Raw genomic sequence first — 18,361 nt, forward strand, 5'->3', positions numbered from 1 at the left:
GTCCTTCATCTCAAGGTTGGCCGACTCCTTCACGAACTGGACCCCGCGACCCTCGACCTGCCGCCTGATCTCAGGAAGAGGCTGCTGCGCTGGGTCGAGACGTTCATGGACCAAGGACCGATGTGGGAATGGGACGACCCTGAAGTCTGGCGTCAGTTCCGTGTGGCCGGGTTTCGGCTAGCGGCCGATCTCCAAGAAGCTCTTTGGCCTCAGTACGAGGTCTATTACGCGGACCGCTTGGAACCTTCCTCCAACTTCCCCTAGATGTGATGTCCGGGGAGGTTGGTCAGTCGGGTGACTGGTTGCCGGCCGCCGATGGCGGAGTTGGGGCAGTGGACTCTTCTATGTCGCGTCCAGGGGCAGGGGCCGGGCTCGGCGCGGAGTCTTTCGAGCGTCCGGTAGAACTGGCGGGCGAGGTAGGGCTTGAGGCACGGTCGGATCTATTTGGTGGTGCGCCCCTCTGTGCGGCGCCGCTCGGCATAGGCCTGGGTGCCGGGGTCGTCGTCATGCGAGTGACGGCGGCCATGTGCAGGGCTGGTTTAACCTCCGGTCACCGCGGCGATTGAGCCGGTCGCGCGTGGTGATCTCGGACGAGGCGGGACATCGGATTGACGCCTGGCGAGGGCGGCGAAGGGTGCTTCGGAACGGTCCGCCAAGCGTGTGACCAGGAGGCGTCGACGTCCGCGATGGTGACCGGGCCGATGCTGGTCTTGTCCAGAAGTTCGGCAGCCTTGCTGTCGCGTACGACGGTCGATCATCTGGGCGTGGTTGGTCGCGAGCTCCTCGTTGAGCGCGATCACTCGCTTGGCCAGCCGGACTGGTTCGGCGAGCGGTGAGCGTCGCGAGTTCTTCACTGCGGGTGCGCCAGCGCGCGACATCGCCGAATCTGGCTCGCGGTCTGCCCGGCACCCTCATGCTCAGGGCTTCGAAGAGCGTAACCGACACGTTCCAAAGTCTCCGGCAGGAGTTCGAGCGTCACGAAACCAGTTATGGGTCCTCGGAGTTTCGGTCCTGATTTTCGGTGCGGCTGAGTTTCGGGCAACGCGACGCGAAGTGCTCCTGTCGGCTATGACGCGACGGCGGGGGCGGGGGCGTCGATCGCGAGCTTCACGCCGATTGCACCGAGGAGCGTGCCAGTGACCCACTTCTGCCACCGCATCCAGGCCGGCTTGCGTTGTAGGAACGTGGCGACTGATCCGGCGGCGAGGATGATCGCGCCGTTCACGGCAACGCCGACGAGGATCTGGATCGCGCCGAGCTGAAATCCTTGGGCCACGATGCTGCCGGCTGCGGGGTCGATGAACTGCGGGATAAGGGCGAGGTAGAGGATCGCGACCTTCGGGTTGAGGAGGTTCGTCAGGAGCCCCATGCGAAAAAGCTTGCCGAACGAGTCCCGCGGAAGATCGTTGGTTTCGAACAGCGATTTCCCGCCCGGGCGGAGCGTCTTGTAGGCGAGCCAGAGAAGGTAGACGGCACCCGCGACCTTCAGGGCGATGAACAACCACGGGACGACGAGAAACACTGCCGCCAACCCGAGGTTTGCCATCGCCATGTACACGACGAACCCCACGGCCGTCCCGGACAGTGACATCATTCCGGCGCGCCATCCCTGACTGATGCTGCGGGAGACGAGATACATCATGTTCGGCCCCGGGGTGAGGGCGAGCCCGAGCTCGATGAGCGCGATACCGACGGCGGCGGACAGCGAGACCATGCAAGCTTCTTTCGTGAGGAGGGTTGCGGTGAGCATCCCCCTCGATGCCGAACTCCACCAAATCTCCCACTCGCTGCCGCAGGCGACAGCGCGCCCCCTTCTTGGGCGGGTGTGCCGGGGTTTCCTCCTCTTGTAGGAATCCACAACGGGCCGAAACTGATCGTTTCTGAACGATGAGCGCCGGCCTCCTCGATGTCGACGACACGCTCGGGCCGGCGGTCCCAGAACGCTGGACCGAAACCAATCGACCCGAAACTTCCCGTAGACCGCTTTCGGGATGCCGCTGGTAGCAGCGGCCCACTGAACTCTGGCGGTCTCTGGCAGCGGTCGGCAGAACTTGATGCCGTCCTCGACCCGGGCCGCGCCCCTGCTGCCTTGGACGACGCCGTCGAAGGACTCGTTGACGTCGGGTAGAACGCCAGACGGCGCCGCTCTCGGAGTCGGTGGCCCGGCGTGTAGGACCGGCGAACTGCCGCCCGCGAGCTCCCGAAGGTGAATGACGCTGTCGCTCGTGGTCGCGGGTCACCAGTCGTCGCGCCACTCGATCTTGTCGAAATCAGCGTTGAGCCAGACAGCTGGACAGGAGATGTCCTCAGATTTGGCGACTTCGACATCTCGCTGTCGGCGCCCAGCTGCGGACATCTGGGACACAGGAAGGATCCCCGCAGCGACGTCGTCGCGTAGGTAGCTGTTCACGAAGATGGTGCCCTCGAGTTTGAATCCGAGATACTCGGGAGCGGTGGCGAGCACGGTGACGGTTGCCGTCTGGTTGGTGCGGGGTTTGAGCCATCTCGTCACGGTGAACGTCATCGGCGCGAGGTGGTCCTTGTTAGTAGCGCCCACCTCGGTCAGGACGCCCTCGAAGATGTATCGAGAGCACGCGATTTCTTCGACGCCGGAGAGCTGGACGTCGCGTGCGGTAGGCCCGTCATCGCTCGATGAGCAGCCCGCGCAGAGGAGTACGGCGGCCGAACACAGCGAGACCAGGCTTGCTCGGCGCGCGATGGCCCCCGGGACCGCGACTCCGCTCACTGCCGGGAGCCCGACAGCACGCGCAGGCGCCGCAGGGCCTCCGCGATCACCGGCTCCTGCTTGCAGAACGCCCAGCGTACGAGCGGTCGCCCGGCATCCTCGTCGTCGTAGAACACCTGCGTCGGGACGGCGACGACCCCCGCGATCTCCGGCAGCGCTCGGCAGAACTCGATGCCGTCCTCATAGCCGAGGGGTCGGATGTCGGTCGTCGCGAAGTACGTGCCCTCGGGCACGTACGTGGTGAAGCCGACCTCGTTGAGGCCCGCGCAGAGCTGGTCGCGACGCGCCTGCAGCGTCGCGGCGAATCCCTCGAAGTACGCCGCGTCGTGCCCGAGCGCGTGAGCGATCGCCGGCTGGAGCGGAGCGCCGGAGGTGTAGGTGAGGAACTGCTTGGCGCCCACGGCCGCGCGGACGAGCTCGGGCGGACCGCTCAACCAGCCCACCTTCCAGCCGGTGAACGAGAACGACTTTCCGCCGCTGGAGATGGTGAGCGTCCTCTCTCGCATCCCGGGGAGGGTCGCGAGGGGCACGTGCGCATGGCCGTCGAAGACGAGGTGCTCGTACACCTCGTCGGTCACCACGACGAGGTCGTGCTCGACGGCAAGGTCGCGGATCGCCTCGCGCTCCTCGGGGTTCAGCACCATCCCGGTGGGGTTGTGCGGGCTGTTGATCAGCATCATCGTGGTCCTCGGTCCGACCGCCGCCCTCAGCGCGTCGAGGTCCAGGCGGAAGTCCGGCGCACGCAGCGTCACCGGCCTGCGCACGCCGCCGGCGAACTCGAGCACCGCCACGTAGGAGTCGTAGTACGGCTCCAGGACGACGACCTCGTCGCCGGGATCGACCAGACCGAGGATCGCCGCGGCGATCGCCTCCGTGGCGCCGGTGGTCGCGGCGACCTCGGTGTTCGGGTCGAGCTCGATCCCGTACCAGCGGTGCTGGTGGTCGGCGACCGCCTGCCGGAGCGCCGGGACGCCGATCCCGGGCGCGTACTGGTTCGCCCCTGACCGCATCGCCTCGACCGCCACGTCGATCACGTCCTGCGGGCCGTCGGTGTCGGGGAACCCCTGCCCGAGGTTCACCGCTCCGGTGCGTACGGCGAGCGCCGACATCTCGGCGAAGATCGTGGTCCCGAGGCCGGCGACGCGCATGCTGCTGGTCTTCATCGCCCTGACTCTAGGTGTCGACGGTGCCGTCGGTCTCCCGGTGCGAGACTGGACGGGTGTCAACCGCGACCGTGTCGCCACCGCGACGCCCGAGCCGGCGCCGTACGCCGCTGGGGCGGGCGCTGACCGCGTTGGGGGTCGTGCTGGTGCTCGTCGGCGTCGGCATGCTGGGCTACGTCGGATGGCAGTACTTCGGGACCAACATCGTCTCCAAGCAGCAGCAGGCCGAGATCCGCGACGACCTCGTCAAGTCGTGGGCGTCTCCGGACGCCGAGGAGGCGGACATCCCGGGGCGCGCGATCGGCCTCCTGCGGGTCCCGCGCTTCGGCGACGACGAGGTGCCCATCGTGAGGGGCGTGGACGACCGCTCGCTGGCTCGGGGCGTCGGATGGTTCCCCGACTCGGCGCGCCCGGGAGAGATCGGCAACGTCGCGATCGCCGGGCACCGGGTCACCCACGGTGAGCCGTTCCGCGACTTCCTCGAGCTGAGGAAGGGCGACAAGGTCGAGATCGAGACGCGGACGCACATCTTCACCTACCGGCTGCGCGACGACGGGACCGACCGCGAGCTCGACTTCTCGGAGAGCTGGGTCCTCGACCCGGTGCCTGAACGTCCGGGTTCGAAGCCGACCGAGCGGCTCCTCACGATGGTGACCTGCTCCGAGCTGTTCCACACCGACAAGCGGTCGGTCGTCTTCGGGGAGCTGGTCTCGTCGGTGGAGAAGCAGCCCGCCGATACGCTGACGCCATGAGCGATCGCGACGCCCTCATCGACCAGATCAAGGACAAGGCCGTCATCCACGGCACGGTGACACTGTCCTCCGGCAAGGAGGCCGACTACTACGTCGACCTCCGGCGGGTCACCCTCGACCACGAGGCGGCGCCGCTGGTGGGGCGCGTCATGCTCGACCTCCTCGACGACCTCGACTACGACGCCGTCGGAGGGCTGACGATGGGGGCCGACCCGGTGGCGGCGGCGATGCTGCACCAGGCCGCCGCGCAGGGCCGGGCCCTCGACGCGTTCGTCGTGCGAAAGGCCGAGAAGGCGCACGGCCTCCAGCGGCGGATCGAGGGGCCGGACGTCGCCGGGCGTCGCGTGGTGGCGGTCGAGGACACCTCGACCACCGGTGGCTCGGTTCTCACAGCGGTCCAGGCCCTGCGGGAGGCCGGTGCTGAGGTGGTCGCCGTCGCGGTCATCGTCGACCGGGAGACCGACGCCGCCGATCGGGTCCGCGGCGAAGGGCTCGGCTACCGCTTCGCGGTGTCCAAGAGCGACCTGGGCCTGTAGGCCTCCCGGGCCGCGACGGCGACGTCCGGCTGGTCGGCGAACACGCCGTCGACGCCCAGGTCGAAGAGCGCGGCCAGCTCCGCGCCCACGTCGCCGCCCTCCTGCTCGAGATCGCTGCTGCGCAGGTCGCACGCGAGGAACGCGTTCTCCTGCCGCACCGTCCACGCGTACACCTGCAGCCCGGCCGCGTGCGCCTGCGCCGTCAGCGTGCTCGGGACGCCCCGCGACCCGTCGGCGGAGCGGGGCAAGAGCAGGTCCTTCGGGACTCCGAGGACCTGCGCGTACTCGGCGACGGCGCCGAGGCCTTCAGGGGTGACCATGTCGGCGTACGTCAGCGGGTCACCGGCCTGGCTGCGGTCGTACGGCGCCCCGTTGGGCAGGACCAGCTGGAGCAGGCAGAGCTGTGACCCGGCGGCGAGAGCCTTCAGGTTGGACACCTCGAGCGACTGGACCAGCAGCCCTGACGGCGGGTCGTCGAGGCCGCGCTCCCTCAGCGTCCGGAGCAACGGCTCCTCGAGCGGCAGACCGCGATCGCGGAAGTACGTCGAGCTCTTGAGCTCGGGGTAGACATCGACGCGTCGCCCGTACTGGGTGGCGGCGACTTCCGCGAGGTCGAGGATCTCGTCGAGGGTCGGCACCTCGTACCAGCCGTCGTAGGCAGTGCAGCCCGGGCGCAGGTGCGAGATCCGCTCCTTGGCCCGCAGCGTCTTGAGCTCGTCGAGGGTGAAGTCCTCCGTGAACCACCCGGTCACCCGGCGGGCGTCGACCACCTTCGTCGTCCTGCGCGCCGCGAACTCCGGATGCTCCGACACGTCGGTGGTGCCGCCGATCTCGTTCTCGTGCCGAGCGACGAGGACACCGTCGGACGTGCTGACGAGATCGGGCTCGATGGCGTCGGCGCCGAGCCCCACGGCCAGCCGGTAGGCGGCGAGGGTGTGCTCCGGCCGATATCCGCAGGCACCGCGGTGTGCGATGACGATCGGCGTGGGTACGTCGGGCATCCCGGCCGATCGTAGGCGGTCGGGTCAAGCCTCGCAGGAGAGCCGCGCCGTACGACGTCGGCGGCGTGACACCGTACGCTCGGCGCGTGGACCCGGAGGACGAGCAGGCACCGGTGGTCGGCGTGGGGCCCTGGGAAGGCCCGTGGCCCGACGACCCGCGGCTCGACCCTGACCTGCTGCGCGAGGGCGACCGGCGCAACGTGGTCGACGGCTACCGCTACTGGACGGTGGAGGCGATCGTCGCCGACCTGGACACCCGCCGGCACCCGTTCCATGTCGTCGTCGAGAACTGGCAGCACGACCACAACATCGGCTCGATCGTGCGGACGGCCAACGCCTTCGGGGCCGCAGAGGTGCATGTGGTCGGGCGGAGGCGGTGGAACCGGCGCGGCGCGATGGTCACCGATCGCTACCAGCACGTACGCCACCACCCCGACGTCGACGACCTGGTCGCGTGGTCGCAGGGTGCGGGCGTGCCGCTGGTCGCGATCGACAACGTGGAGGGATCGCGGCCCATCGAGCGGGCGCTGCTGCCACGGGAGTGCGCGCTGGTGTTCGGCCAGGAGGGGCCGGGGCTGTCGCCGGACCTTCTCGCCGCTGCCGAGGCTGTCCTCGCCATCTCGCAGTTCGGCTCGACGCGCTCCATCAACGTCGGCGCGGCTGCCGCGGTCGCGATGCACGCCTGGATCCTCCAGCACGCCGAGATCGGCGATTGACCGCTCGGGCGTCGGCGGGCGTCCTCGACGGGTCCTAGGCTCGGGCCCATGCCCCGCAGACTGGTCGTGGTCGGAGGGGACGCTGCGGGCATGTCCGCGGCGTCCACCGCAAAGCGCGCGCTCGGCGACGCGATCGACGTGCTCGTCCTCGAGCGGCAGCGGTGGACGTCGTACTCGGCGTGCGGCATCCCCTACTGGGTGGCCGGCGACGTCGCGACGGCCGGCGACCTGGTGGCCCGAACCCCCGAGGAGCACCGCGCCAACGGCATCGATGTGCGCACCGGCTCGACGGTCACCGAGCTCGACCTCGATGCCGGCAAGGTCGTCGCCCTCACGCCGGACGGCACGCAGTCCTTCGGCTACGACGAGCTCCTGATCGCCACCGGCGCGGAGCCGATCCGTCCCGACGTGCCCGGCGTCGAGTCGCGAGGGATCCACGGGGTCCAGACCCTGACCGACGGGCGCCGGGTGCTCGACGCGCTCGAGACCGACCCCAAGCACGTCGTCATCGTCGGGGCGGGCTACATCGGGGTGGAGATGGCCGAGGCATGCATGCGCCGCGGCCTGGAGACGGTGGTCGTCGGCAAGCACCCGACACCGATGCCGACGATCGACGACGACCTGGGCGAGCTCATCGCCGCGGAGATGCGCGCCGACGGGATCGACGTACGCACCTCCGTCACCGTGACCGGCTTCGAGGACGACGCCGAGGGGCGGGTGCGCGCCGTCGTCACCGACCAGGGTGCGATCCCGACCGACCTCGTGATCCTCGGCGCCGGCGTGCGCGCGCGCACCGAGCTCGCGGCCGGGGCTGGGCTCCCGACAGGGATCAAGGGCGCTCTCCCGGTCGACCCGCGGGGCCGCGTCGACGCCGAACGCCACGTCTGGGCGGCCGGTGACTGCGTCGAGACCCGCAACCGGGTCAGCGGCCGCGCGGCGTACGTCCCCCTCGGCACCCATGCCAACAAGCAGGGGTGGGTCGTCGGACGCAACCTGGCCGGCGTCGACGTCGCCTTCCCCGGTGTGCTCGGGACGGCGATGACCAAGGTCGTGACGCTGGAGATCGCGCGGACGGGCCTGGGTGAGCAGGAGGCCGCAGACGCCGGGTTCGACGCGCTGGTCGTCCGGATCGACGCGACGACGAGTGCGGGATACATGCCCAACGCGCGCTCGATGACGATCAAGGTCGTCGCCGAGCGCTCCACCCACCGGCTCCTCGGCGCCCAGATCGTCGGGAGGGAGGGGGCGGCACTCCGGATCGACTCCTTCGCGCTCGCGCTGTGGAACGAGATGACCGTTGACGAGCTGATGATGACCGACCTCGGCTACGCGCCCCCGTTCGCGTCGGTCTGGGACCCGGTCCAGCAGGCCGCGCGCGCGGCAGCCACCCGGCTCGGGCCACGGGCCTGACACGGCGGGCGGGTGGTGGGCGATAATGACCACACCGCCTGATGTGTGGCAAACCAGCACTGGTCGATGAGGAGTCAGCATGCCTGTCGCAACCCCCGACGTCTACGCCGAGATGCTCGACAAGGCGAAGCGTGAGTCGTTCGCCTACCCGGCGATCAACGTCAGCTCGTCCCAGACCCTCAACGCGGCTCTCGCCGGGTTCGCGGAGGCCGAGAGCGACGGCATCATCCAGATCTCGACCGGCGGCGCCGACTACCTCTCGGGACCGACCGTCAAGGACATGGTTGCCGGCTCGCTGGCCTTCGCCGCGTATGCGCAGGAGGTCGCCAAGAACTATCCCGTCAACGTCGCCCTCCACACCGACCACTGCCCGAAGGACAAGCTCGACGGGTTCGTCCGCCCGCTGCTGGCGGCGTCGACCGAGCGGGTCCAGCAGGGCGGCCTTCCCTACTTCCAGTCGCACATGTGGGACGGCTCGGCGGTGCTGCTCGACGAGAACCTCCAGATCGCGGAGGAGCTGCTCGCGGCGTGCGCCGCAGCCCACGTGATCCTGGAGATCGAGGTGGGTGTCGTGGGCGGCGAGGAGGACGGCGTCGTCGGCGCGATCGACGACAAGCTCTACACCACGCCGTCCGACGCGCTCGCCACCGTCGAGGCGCTCGGCACCGGCGAGAAGGGCCGCTACCTCACTGCCCTGACGTTCGGCAACGTGCACGGCGTCTACAAGCCCGGCAACGTCAAGCTCCGCCCGGAGGTCCTCGACGCCGCTCAGAAGGCCGTCCAGGAGAAGTACGGCATCGAGCGCGCATTCGACTTCGTCTTCCACGGAGGCTCCGGCTCGACCGCCGAGGAGATCGCGGAGGCGGTCTCGTACGGCGTCGTCAAGATGAACATCGACACCGACACCCAGTACGCGTTCACGCGTCCCGTGGCCGACCACATGTTCCGCAACTACGACGGCGTCCTCAAGGTCGACGGCGAGGTCGGCAGCAAGAAGCAGTACGACCCGCGTGCCTGGGGCAAGGCCGGCGAGGCCGGCATGGCTGCCCGGGTCGTCGAGGCGTGCCAGCACCTGTCGTCGACGGGCACCAGGATCGCCTGACCGACCGGAGCCGGCGGCGGGCGCAGCGCTACGGTGAGCCCATGACGAACCTCTTGGGAGAGCCGCCGGAGACCCTGCTGCCCGCCGACCCGGTGGCCGACGCCGACGGAACCCCCCAGGAGCTGGCCCGCGACAACCCGTCGTCGAGCCTCGCCTGGGCGCTCTGTGCGGAGGAGGCCCTCGCCGACGGCGAGGACGTGACGGCGTACGCGTTCGCGCGCACCGGCTACCACCGGGGCCTGGACGCGCTGCGACGCAACGGCTGGAAGGGCCACGGCCCCATCCCGTGGGGACACCCGGGCAACCAGGGCTTCCTCCGGGCGCTCGCCGACCTCGCGGAGGCCTCCGAGCGGATCGGCGACCTCGACGAGGCCCACCGGTGCCGGGAGTTCCTCCGGGAGTCGAGCCAGGAGGCGTACGACGTGCTCGTGCTCGGCGGGCGCGCCGGCGAGGAGTAGGAGACCCCGGACGAGGCAACAGTGGCCGCGGACTAGAGCCATCCCCCGGTAGACTCCGTCGCGGCCACTGCTACCCGACCATTGTCACCCTCAAGGGGTCACACCGCAATATGTCTGATTCGGACAGTTCTAGTCGGTCTCAGCGCCCCGCTTGATCCCGGCTGGGAGCAACATCCGGTAGGCGCCCGGGACGACCGTCCAGGTGCGCTCCCGCAGCCCGTCACCCGTCTCCCCGTCGGCATTCCACGACATCGCCTTGCCCGAGATGGTGACCGACCTTCCCCGCGTGGTCACGACGTCGTCGCGGTCGGTGTGCGAGCCCCTCAGGAGCCTCACGCCGTAGGCGATCCGGCGGTGCATGGGGTTGGCCCGCGACACGGTCACGTCCAAGATCCCGTCCGTGGGGTCGGCCTCGGGGAGCAGCGGCGCCCCGCCTCCGACGTATCGGCCCACCCCGACCGCGACCTGCACCACGTCGTCATGGCGCACCAACGACCTGCCGTCGACGACGACGCTCAGCCGCGCCGGAGAGCCGAGGAGCCCGGCCTTGAGTGCGCCGACCACGTATCCCGCGGGGCCCAGCCGTCGCTTCCAGGGCTCGGCGTCCTTGCCCGCCTGAGCGCCGACGCCCACGTGGACGGCGTTGACGACCACGTGGTCGTCGTCGTCGATGGCGATGTCGTGCGGAGTCGGCGTCGCCCCGAGGAGGCCCTGAGCCACCTTCTCGGGGTCCTCGTCGAGACCGACCGTGCGGGCGAAGTCGTTGCCGGTTCCCATCGGGACCAGCGCCAGCGTGGCGGTCGAGAGCCGGTCGAGCGTCCACAACCCCTGGACCGTCGCGTGGAGCGACCCGTCACCACCGGCGACCACCACGACATCGACGTCGGGGTGCGAGACGAGCGCCTCCGCCAGGTCCTCGGCGTCGCTGGTGCGGGCCACCTCGACGGTCCAGGAACGGCGGAGCGTCTCCAGGATGCGCTCGAGCACCTCGTCGTCGGAACTCCCGGCGTCGGCGTTCGCGATCAGCAGTGCGGCGGTCATGGAACGAGGTCTATCACCGTGGGGAAACTCCGTCCGAGGGCGAGGCCGATAGACTCCCACCGTAAGAGCCCCTCCCGTGGGGCTTGTCGTATGTTGTCAGGTGGTGCGCCTCCCATGCCCGCAGTCGTGATCGTCGGAGCCCAGTGGGGTGACGAAGGGAAGGGCAAGGCGACCGACCTGCTCGGCAGCCGCGTCGACTACGTCGTGAAGTTCAACGGTGGCAACAACGCCGGGCACACGGTCGTGATCGGCGACGAGAAGTACGCGCTCCACCTCCTCCCCAGTGGCATCCTCACCCCCGGCTGCATCCCCGTGATCGGCAACGGCGTCGTGGTGGACATCGGTGTCCTCTTCGAGGAGATCGACGGGCTCGAGGCCCGCGGCGTGGACACGTCGCAGCTCAAGGTCAGCGCGAGCGCGCACGTCATCCCCGAATACAACAAGGTGCTCGACAAGGTCACCGAGCGATTCCTCGGCTCCCGCAAGATCGGCACCACCGGGCGGGGCATCGGCCCCACCTACGCCGACAAGATGAACCGCCAGGGCATCCGCGTCCAGGACATCTTCGACGAGAAGATCCTCACCCAGAAGGTCGAGGGCGCGCTCGAGCTCAAGAACCAGATCCTCACCAAGGTCTACAACCGTCGCGCCGTGACCGTCGAGGAGGTTGTCGAAGACCTTCGCTCGTACGCCGACCGGCTCGCGCCGTACGTCGCCGACACCACGCTGCTCCTCGACTCGGCCATCGTCGACGGCAAGATCGTCCTGCTCGAGGCGGGCCAGGCGACGATGCTCGACGTCGACCACGGGACGTACCCGTTCGTCACGTCCTCCTCGGCCACGTCCGGCGGTGCGGCGACCGGGTCCGGGATCGCGCCGACCAGGATCGAGCGCGTGATCGGGATCGTCAAGGCCTACACGACGCGTGTCGGCGAGGGGCCGTTCCCGACCGAGCTCTTCGACGAGTCCGGCGAGTTCCTCCGGGAGCAGGGTGCCGAGTTCGGCACGACGACGGGACGCCCGCGTCGTTGCGGCTGGTACGACGCGGTGATCGCGCGTTACGCGGCGCGCATCAACGGGGTGACCGACTTCGTCCTCACCAAGCTCGACGTCCTGACCGGCCTGGAGACGATCCCTGTGTGCGTCGCCTACGACGTCGATGGAGTGCGGCACGAGGAGATGCCGGTCAACCAGACTGACTTCCACCACGCCGTCCCGGTGTACGAGGAGCTGCCCGGCTGGAGCGAGGACATCTCCGGCGCGCGCTCGTTCGAGGACCTTCCGCCCACCGCGCAGGCGTACGTCCGCCGTGTGGAGGAGCTCTCGGGAGCCCGGATGTCGGTGATCGGCGTCGGTCCCGGTCGCGACCAGGCCATCGTCTGCCACGACCTGATCTGAGTCAGGCGCCGCCTGGTTCCGGGCCGGCGGCCACTAGGGTGGGGGCCCGTGAAGACCCTCGTGATCGGGACCGGCGGCCGTGAGCACGCCCTCGCCCTCGCACTCTCCCGTGATCCATCGGTCGCCGAGGTGCACGCCGCGCCGGGCAACCCCGGCATCGCGCGGATCGCGACGCTGCACGACGTCGACCCGATGGACGGCGAGGCGGTCGCCGAGCTCGCGGTCTCGGTCGGCGCGGACCTCGTCGTCGTCGGCCCGGAGGCTCCGTTGGTGGCCGGCGTCGCCGACGCCGTCCGCGCGCGGGGCATCGCGGTGTTCGGTCCGTCGGGGGAGGCTGCGCAGCTCGAGGGATCGAAGGCGTTCGCGAAGCAGGTGATGGCCGCTGCCGAGGTCCCGACCGCGGTCGCGCACGTGTGCACCGACGCCGACCAGGTCGCCGCGGCGCTGGACGCGTTCGGTCCGCCGTACGTGGTGAAGGACGACGGCCTGGCCGCGGGCAAGGGCGTCGTGGTCACCGACGACCGGCAGGAGGCGGTCGAGCACGCGGCCGGGTGCGGGCGGGTGGTCGTCGAGGAGTACCTCGACGGGCCGGAGGTCTCGCTCTTCGCGCTGTGCGGCTACAGCGAGGCCGAAGGCGCCACGGTTGTGCCGCTCCAGCCGGCGCAGGACTTCAAGCGCGCCTACGACGACGACGCCGGCCCCAACACCGGGGGCATGGGGGCCTACACGCCGCTCCCGTGGGCGCCTGCCGGGCTGGTGGACGAGGTCACCCGTCGCGTCCTCCAGCCCACGGTGGACGAGATGGCGCGGCGCGGCACCCCCTTCTCCGGGCTCCTGTACGCAGGACTGGCGCTGACCTCTCGCGGACTGAAGGTCGTCGAGTTCAACGCGCGCTTCGGTGATCCTGAGACCCAGGCCCTGATGGCACTGCTCGTGTCGCCGATCGGTCCGCTGCTCCACGCCGCCGCGACGGGCACCCTCGACGAGGTCCCGGCGCCACGGTGGCGTGACGGTGCGGCGGTCACGGTCGTCGTGGCCGCCGAGGGCTATCCCGTGTCGCCGCGCAAGGGCGACAGGATCCGCGGGGTCGAGGAGGCCGACGCGCTCGAGGGAGTCGACGTCATCCACGCGGGTACGGCGCTGGACGCCGCCGGGCAGCTGGTGACCGCGGGCGGGCGCGTGCTCGCCGTCACCGCCTCCGGCCCCGATCTGGACGCGGCGCGGCGACGGGCGTACGAGGCCGTCGACCTGATCACGATCGACGGCGCTTTCTCCCGCCGCGACATCGCCGCGAGGGCCGCCGGAGCCTGACTTCGGGTGCCGTGCCAGGGGCCGCGGTCGGTGCTTGACTGGGGAGATGTCAGTCACCGGAGAGTATGAACCCAGCCCTTCCGCGCGTGTCCGCAAGCACGTCGAGGAGATGGAGACGACGGGACGGCCCACGGAAACGCCGCTGGGTCTCCCCATCGTCGTGATGACGTTCCAGAGCCGCCGGTCCCACAAGGTCCACAAGACGGCGGTGATGAAGGTCGAGCACGACGGGTCGTACGCGCTCGTGGCGTCGAAGGGCGGTGCTCCTCAGCACCCGCAGTGGTACCACGCGCTGACGCTGCATCCCGACCTCGACCTGCAGGACGGCACGGAGAAGTACGCGATGCGGGTGCGCGAGCTCCACGGCGACGAGCGCGCGCAGTGGTGGGAGCGGGCGGTGGAGGCGTACCCGCCGTACGCGGACTACCAGCGCAAGACCGATCGCGAGATCCCGGTCCTGCTGGCCGAGCCCGTCGCTCGTTAGCGGTCCGCCCCGCTCATTCGCCGAGCAGCTCCTGGAGGGCCGTACGGTAGCGACGGTAGGCCGACCGTCCGCTCGAGGTGAGCGAGTAGGACGTCCCTGAGCCTCGCCCGCGCCCACTCTTGTGCACCTTGATGTAGCCGGCCCCCTCGAGCGCGGACATCTGCTTCGACAGGTCCGACTCCGCGATCGTGAGGTGCTCGACGAGGAACCGGAACGTCACCTGGTCGGACGCGGTGAGGACGGCCATCGCCGCCAGTCGCTTGGGGGCGTGGATGACGGGGTCGAGGTCGGCGAGGCTCACGCGAGACGCTTCTTGGTCGCCGCTGCGGCTGCCACGTAGGCGCGCTCGTACCACCAAAGGCCGGCGGCTGTGGTGACGAACCCGACCACCGCGCACACCCACCAGGGCGCGACAGCGACCGTGAGTGCGTTGAGGGCCAGTACGACCGCCGCACCCACGGCATAGAACCCCATGACGCGCCGGATCTCGGGCGGCTTCTTGCGGAACAGCGAGGGCGTCGCGCCGTGGTAGCTCTGGTACCAGGCGACGTAGACACCGAGGAGTGCCGAGAGCCCGATGATGCCGACGACGGCCACGATCTCGGCGGGCCGGCTGTCGCTCCGGCCCAGGCGGACCAACGCCGCGAGGGAACCGCCCCAGAGGGCGGCTGCGGGGAGGAACCACCGAGGGGTCGGTCGGAAGTCGGTGTAGGGCGCGGCCTCGGCGCGCTCGAGGGTCCGGAGCTGTGCGCGGATCTCGTCGTCACTTTCCATATCGGAAACCTATCAGGTTACTTTCCACTTGTGCAACTAGAAAGCAAGGGAGGCAGTCTCTCTCGGAGCGGTTCGGACTCGCACGGCCTACCTGGGACACTGGGAGGCGTGACGACTCCCAACGTGCTTGCCCTGCGCTACGCCTCGCCCGAGATGGTTCGCCTCTGGTCGCCCGAGCACAAGATCGTGCTCGAGCGCCGACTCTGGATCGCGGTCCTCGAGGCGCAGCGCGACCTCGGCATCGAGACGCCCGACGGCGTGATCGAGGCGTACGAGGCCGTCGTCGACCAGGTCGACCTCGCGTCGATCGCCGCCCGCGAGCGGGTGACCCGGCACGACGTCAAGGCGCGGATCGAGGAGTTCAACGCCCTCGCCGGCCACGAGCACATCCACAAGGGCATGACCTCGCGCGACCTCACCGAGAACGTCGAGCAGCTCCAGGTCCGCTCATCGCTCGCGCTCGTCCGCGACCGCGCCGTGGCCGTCCTCGCGCGGCTCGCCGAGCGAGCCGCGGAGTACGAGGCGCTCGTGATGGCGGGACGCAGCCACAACGTCCCCGCGCAGACCACGACCCTCGGCAAGCGCTTCGCGACCGTCGCCGACGAGATGCTCGTCGGCACCCGCCGGATCGAGGAGCTGATCGCGCGCTATCCGATGCGGGGGATCAAGGGTCCCGTCGGCACCGCCCAGGACCAGCTCGACCTCCTCGGCGGCGACCGCGACGCGCTGGCCGCCCTCGAGCAGCGGGTCGCCGACCACCTGGGCTTCGAGAACGTCCTGACCAGCGTCGGGCAGGTCTATCCGCGCTCGCTCGACTTCGACGCGGTCAGCGCCCTCGTCCAGCTCGTCGCAGGCCCGTCGAACCTCGCCACCACCGTGCGACTGATGGCCGGCAACGAGCTCGTCACCGAGGGGTTCAAGCCGGGTCAGGTCGGCTCCTCGGCGATGCCGCACAAGATGAACTCCCGCTCGTGCGAGCGGGTCAACGGTCTCGCCGTGGTCCTTCGCGGCTACCTGTCGATGATCGGTGAGCTCGCCGGTGACCAGTGGAACGAGGGCGACGTCTCGGACTCGGTCGTACGCCGCGTCGCGCTGCCGGATGCGTTCTATGCCGCGGACGGGTTGTTCGAGACGTTCCTGACCGTGCTCGACGAGTTCGGAGCGTTCCCGGCGGTGGTGCAGCGCGAGCTCGACCGCTATCTCCCGTTCCTCGCGACCACCAAGGTGCTGATGGCCGCGGTCCGGCACGGCGTCGGGCGCGAGGTGGCGCACGAGGCGATCAAGGAGCACGCGGTGGCCGTCGCGCTGGAGATGCGGGAGAAGGGTGCGAGCGTGAACGACCTGTTCGGCCGGCTCGCCGCGGACCCCCGGCTCGGACTCACCGAGTCCGACCTCCGCGCCCTCGTCGCCGAGCCGCTGTCCTTCACCGGCGCGGCCGTTCCTCAGGTGGAGTCGGTCGTCGCGCAGGTGGCGCAGCTCGTGGAGCGCTATCCCGACGCTGCCTCGTACGCCCCCGGTGACATCCTCTGACCTGCGGCGAACGTGAACTGAGGCGAAAGGCTGAGGCATCGCGACCACCCGGTGGTCGCGATGCCTCATCCTTTCGCCGATTCTCTCGTCGCGGTCAGCTGCTGGCGCGCATCGCCTTCGCGCCGACGACCAGGCCAAACGCGCACGTGATCGTCGCAGCGACTGCGCCGGCGACCGCGTCGCCGTCCCAGGTGCCCGCGATCAGGGCACGCTCCGCGTCGACGACGTACGTCAACGGGTTGACCTTGGAGGCGACCTCGAGCCATCCCGGTGCGCCGGTGAGCGGGAGCAGGATCCCGGCGAGCAGCATCAGCGGGAACAGCAGTGTCTGCTGGACGCCCCAGAACGCCCACTGGTTCTCCTTGACCGCGAGCGCCAACGCGTACGACAGCGCGCCGAGCCCGACGCAGAACACCGACAGCACCGCGAGCCCGACGACGAGTCCGGCGACGTCGGGACGGAAACCGAACGGCACCGCGACGCCGACGATGACCAGCGCCTGCACGATCGTCGGGACGATCTCCTTCAGGGCGCGTCCGATCATGAGCGACGAGCGGGACAGCGGGCTGACGAGAGTGCGCTCGTGCGAACCGGTCTGCATCTCGACCTGAAGGTTGGAGCCGGTCGTGGAGGTGCCGAACAACGCCAGCATCACGATCACGCCCGGCACGAACCACTGGAGGGTGTCGGCCGTCGACTGCCCCGACGAGGCCACGAGCAGCGGTGTGAACAGCCCGAGGAAGAACAGCGGCTGGATGATCCCGAAGACGATCGAGAACGGGTCGTGGGCGACGGGACGCAGCTCGCGGCCGAAGACGAGCCCGATGTTGTGGAGCTGGCTGGTCGGCCGGCTGGTCGCCGCCGGGGCGGACGTCGTACGGGGGTGGGTGTCGAGGGCGGTCATGCCGCCACCTCCTCGGTGGTCTGGGTGATCGGGTCGGTACGGAGGTCGGTGCGGCCCTCGCGCAGGCTGCGGCCGGTGAGGGCGAGGAACACGTCGTCGAGCGTCGGTCGCGCCACCTCGACGGTTGCCGGCGCGATGCCTGCGCCCGTGAGGTCGGTGATCAACGCGCTGACGTGGCCGGCGCCCCCGGCGACCTGGAGGTCGACCGCGGTGCCGTCGTGGGCGAGCTGCGCTCCCGGGAACGCCGCCGCCGCCCGCTCGGACGCGCGAACCGCGTCCTCCACGCGGGGGAACGTCATGGCGATCCGGTCCCCGGCGTGCTCGGCCTTGAGAGAGTCGGGCGTGTCGTCCGCGACGACCTGCCCGTGGTCGATCACGACGATCCGCTCGGCCAGGGCGTCAGCCTCGTCGAGGTAGTGCGTCGTGAGGACGACCGTCGCCCCGTGCTTGCGTCGCAGGTCGACGACGTGCTGCTGGAGGTTCGCACGGTTCTGCGGGTCGAGCCCGGTCGACGGCTCGTCGAGGAACAGGAGTCCGGGCGAGTGGATGAGGCCCATCGCGATGTCGAGCCTGCGCCGCTGTCCGCCTGACAGTGTCATGACCTTCCTTGTCGCCTGCTCGCTCAGGGCCAGTGACTCGAGCAGCTCGCCGGCGCGGCTGCGCGCCTCGCCCCGCGACATCCCGTACGCCCTGCCGCTGACGACGAGCTCGTCGATCACGCGCTGCGAGTGGCCGGCGCTGTTGCCCTGGCCGATGTAGCCGATCGCACGGCGGACGGCGTGCTGGTCCGTCGTCACGTCGAGCCCGGCCACGCGGGCCGAGCCGGACGTCGGTGCGAGCAACGTGGTCAGCATCCGAAGCGTCGTCGACTTGCCCGCGCCGTTCGGTCCGAGCAGCGCGACCATCTCGCCGTCGGCGATGTGGAGGTCGAGGTCCTTGACCGCGGTGACGGTCTTCTTGCCGGAACGGAACTCCTTGGTGAGTCCCCGGGTGTCGATCATCGTGTCCATGGACCTACCGTCTCGTGGCTTCCGG

General features: G+C 69.8%; 19 protein-coding genes. 10 read left to right on the forward strand and 9 right to left on the reverse strand.

The annotated features are described in order from the left end of the window. Positions 1-1,066: 1,066 nt before the first annotated feature. From KV102_RS08720 to KV102_RS08730, 3 genes are all read right to left on the reverse strand, one after another. Positions 1,067-1,714: a LysE family translocator gene (locus tag KV102_RS08720; protein ID WP_220345944.1), complete on the reverse strand. Its 648-nt coding sequence runs from the start codon at positions 1,712-1,714 to the stop codon at positions 1,067-1,069. 522 nt (positions 1,715-2,236) lie between these two features. Beyond that, on the reverse strand, positions 2,237-2,746 hold the full coding sequence (locus KV102_RS08725) for a hypothetical protein (protein WP_220345945.1): 510 nt from the start codon (positions 2,744-2,746) through the stop codon (positions 2,237-2,239). Further along, entirely contained in the window at positions 2,743-3,909 is a 1,167-nt protein-coding gene (locus tag KV102_RS08730) for a pyridoxal phosphate-dependent aminotransferase (protein ID WP_220345946.1), read from the reverse strand. The genes KV102_RS08725 and KV102_RS08730 overlap by 4 nt, the downstream gene beginning before the upstream one ends. 56 nt (positions 3,910-3,965) lie before the next feature. Here KV102_RS08730 and KV102_RS08735 point away from each other — a divergent pair, with 56 nt between their 5' ends. Both KV102_RS08735 and pyrE read left to right on the forward strand, forming a co-directional pair. After that, on the forward strand, positions 3,966-4,661 hold the full coding sequence (locus tag KV102_RS08735; protein WP_308289454.1) for a class E sortase: 696 nt from the start codon (positions 3,966-3,968) through the stop codon (positions 4,659-4,661). Continuing rightward, positions 4,658-5,197, forward strand: coding sequence for an orotate phosphoribosyltransferase (gene pyrE, locus KV102_RS08740; protein WP_220345947.1), 540 nt, complete (start codon positions 4,658-4,660; stop codon positions 5,195-5,197). The genes KV102_RS08735 and pyrE overlap by 4 nt, the downstream gene beginning before the upstream one ends. Here the strand turns inward: pyrE and KV102_RS08745 are convergent. Then, on the reverse strand, positions 5,158-6,198 hold the full coding sequence (locus KV102_RS08745; RefSeq protein WP_220343213.1) for a glycerophosphodiester phosphodiesterase: 1,041 nt from the start codon (positions 6,196-6,198) through the stop codon (positions 5,158-5,160). The genes pyrE and KV102_RS08745 overlap by 40 nt on opposite strands. Before the next feature lie 86 nt (positions 6,199-6,284). Between KV102_RS08745 and KV102_RS08750 the strand changes: the two genes are divergently transcribed. The 4 genes from KV102_RS08750 (at position 6,285) to KV102_RS08765 (ending at position 9,884) form a co-directional block, all read left to right on the forward strand. Further along, the gene (locus KV102_RS08750) at positions 6,285-6,914 is read left to right on the forward strand and encodes a TrmH family RNA methyltransferase (protein WP_308290276.1); all 630 of its coding nucleotides are present in this window, start codon (positions 6,285-6,287) and stop codon (positions 6,912-6,914) included. A gap of 48 nt (positions 6,915-6,962) precedes the next feature. Further along, positions 6,963-8,324 carry an FAD-dependent oxidoreductase gene (locus tag KV102_RS08755; RefSeq protein WP_220345949.1) on the forward strand — a complete coding sequence of 454 codons (1,362 nt, stop codon included), beginning with the start codon at positions 6,963-6,965 and terminating at the stop codon, positions 8,322-8,324. Between the two features lie 79 nt (positions 8,325-8,403). Next, a complete protein-coding gene (gene fbaA / locus KV102_RS08760) occupies positions 8,404-9,426 on the forward strand; it encodes a class II fructose-bisphosphate aldolase (RefSeq protein ID WP_220343216.1) in 1,023 nt (340 codons plus the stop codon). 41 nt (positions 9,427-9,467) lie between these two features. Continuing rightward, positions 9,468-9,884, forward strand: coding sequence for a DUF3151 domain-containing protein (locus tag KV102_RS08765; protein WP_220345950.1), 417 nt, complete (start codon positions 9,468-9,470; stop codon positions 9,882-9,884). 129 nt (positions 9,885-10,013) lie between these two features. Here KV102_RS08765 and KV102_RS08770 read toward each other — a convergent pair whose 3' ends face one another. Beyond that, the gene (locus tag KV102_RS08770; protein ID WP_220343218.1) at positions 10,014-10,925 is read right to left on the reverse strand and encodes a diacylglycerol kinase family protein; all 912 of its coding nucleotides are present in this window, start codon (positions 10,923-10,925) and stop codon (positions 10,014-10,016) included. A gap of 114 nt (positions 10,926-11,039) precedes the next feature. On the opposite strand from KV102_RS08770, the gene KV102_RS08775 reads away from it, so the two are divergent. The 3 genes from KV102_RS08775 to KV102_RS08785 are packed head-to-tail and all read left to right on the forward strand — an operon-like array spanning position 11,040 to position 14,118. Beyond that, a complete protein-coding gene (locus KV102_RS08775; RefSeq protein WP_220343219.1) occupies positions 11,040-12,323 on the forward strand; it encodes an adenylosuccinate synthase in 1,284 nt (427 codons plus the stop codon). Between the two features lie 48 nt (positions 12,324-12,371). Beyond that, positions 12,372-13,634, forward strand: coding sequence for a phosphoribosylamine--glycine ligase (purD, locus tag KV102_RS08780; RefSeq protein WP_220343220.1), 1,263 nt, complete (start codon positions 12,372-12,374; stop codon positions 13,632-13,634). 46 nt (positions 13,635-13,680) lie between these two features. Then, positions 13,681-14,118 carry a nitroreductase family deazaflavin-dependent oxidoreductase gene (locus KV102_RS08785; protein WP_220343221.1) on the forward strand — a complete coding sequence of 146 codons (438 nt, stop codon included), beginning with the start codon at positions 13,681-13,683 and terminating at the stop codon, positions 14,116-14,118. A gap of 13 nt (positions 14,119-14,131) precedes the next feature. Here the strand turns inward: KV102_RS08785 and KV102_RS08790 are convergent, their stop codons facing one another. After that, the gene (locus KV102_RS08790) at positions 14,132-14,419 is read right to left on the reverse strand and encodes a transcriptional regulator (RefSeq protein WP_301021503.1); all 288 of its coding nucleotides are present in this window, start codon (positions 14,417-14,419) and stop codon (positions 14,132-14,134) included. Then, on the reverse strand, positions 14,416-14,892 hold the full coding sequence (locus KV102_RS08795) for a hypothetical protein (protein WP_220343222.1): 477 nt from the start codon (positions 14,890-14,892) through the stop codon (positions 14,416-14,418). The genes KV102_RS08790 and KV102_RS08795 overlap by 4 nt, the downstream gene beginning before the upstream one ends. 108 nt (positions 14,893-15,000) lie before the next feature. Here KV102_RS08795 and purB point away from each other — a divergent pair, with 108 nt between their 5' ends. After that, positions 15,001-16,422, forward strand: a complete 1,422-nt coding sequence (gene purB, locus KV102_RS08800) for an adenylosuccinate lyase (RefSeq protein ID WP_220345951.1) — start codon at positions 15,001-15,003, stop codon at positions 16,420-16,422. 94 nt (positions 16,423-16,516) lie between these two features. Here the strand turns inward: purB and KV102_RS08805 are convergent, their stop codons facing one another. Together KV102_RS08805 and KV102_RS08810 are read right to left on the reverse strand one after the other, a co-directional pair. Further along, positions 16,517-17,326: an ABC transporter permease gene (locus tag KV102_RS08805; RefSeq protein WP_220343224.1), complete on the reverse strand. Its 810-nt coding sequence runs from the start codon at positions 17,324-17,326 to the stop codon at positions 16,517-16,519. Beyond that, positions 17,323-18,336: an ABC transporter ATP-binding protein gene (locus KV102_RS08810; protein WP_308290277.1), complete on the reverse strand. Its 1,014-nt coding sequence runs from the start codon at positions 18,334-18,336 to the stop codon at positions 17,323-17,325. Before KV102_RS08810 ends, KV102_RS08805 begins: the two co-directional genes overlap by 4 nt. Positions 18,337-18,361 lie beyond the last annotated feature (25 nt).

Source organism: Mumia sp. zg.B53, assembly GCF_019550935.1.
Classification (GTDB): domain Bacteria; phylum Actinomycetota; class Actinomycetes; order Propionibacteriales; family Nocardioidaceae; genus Mumia.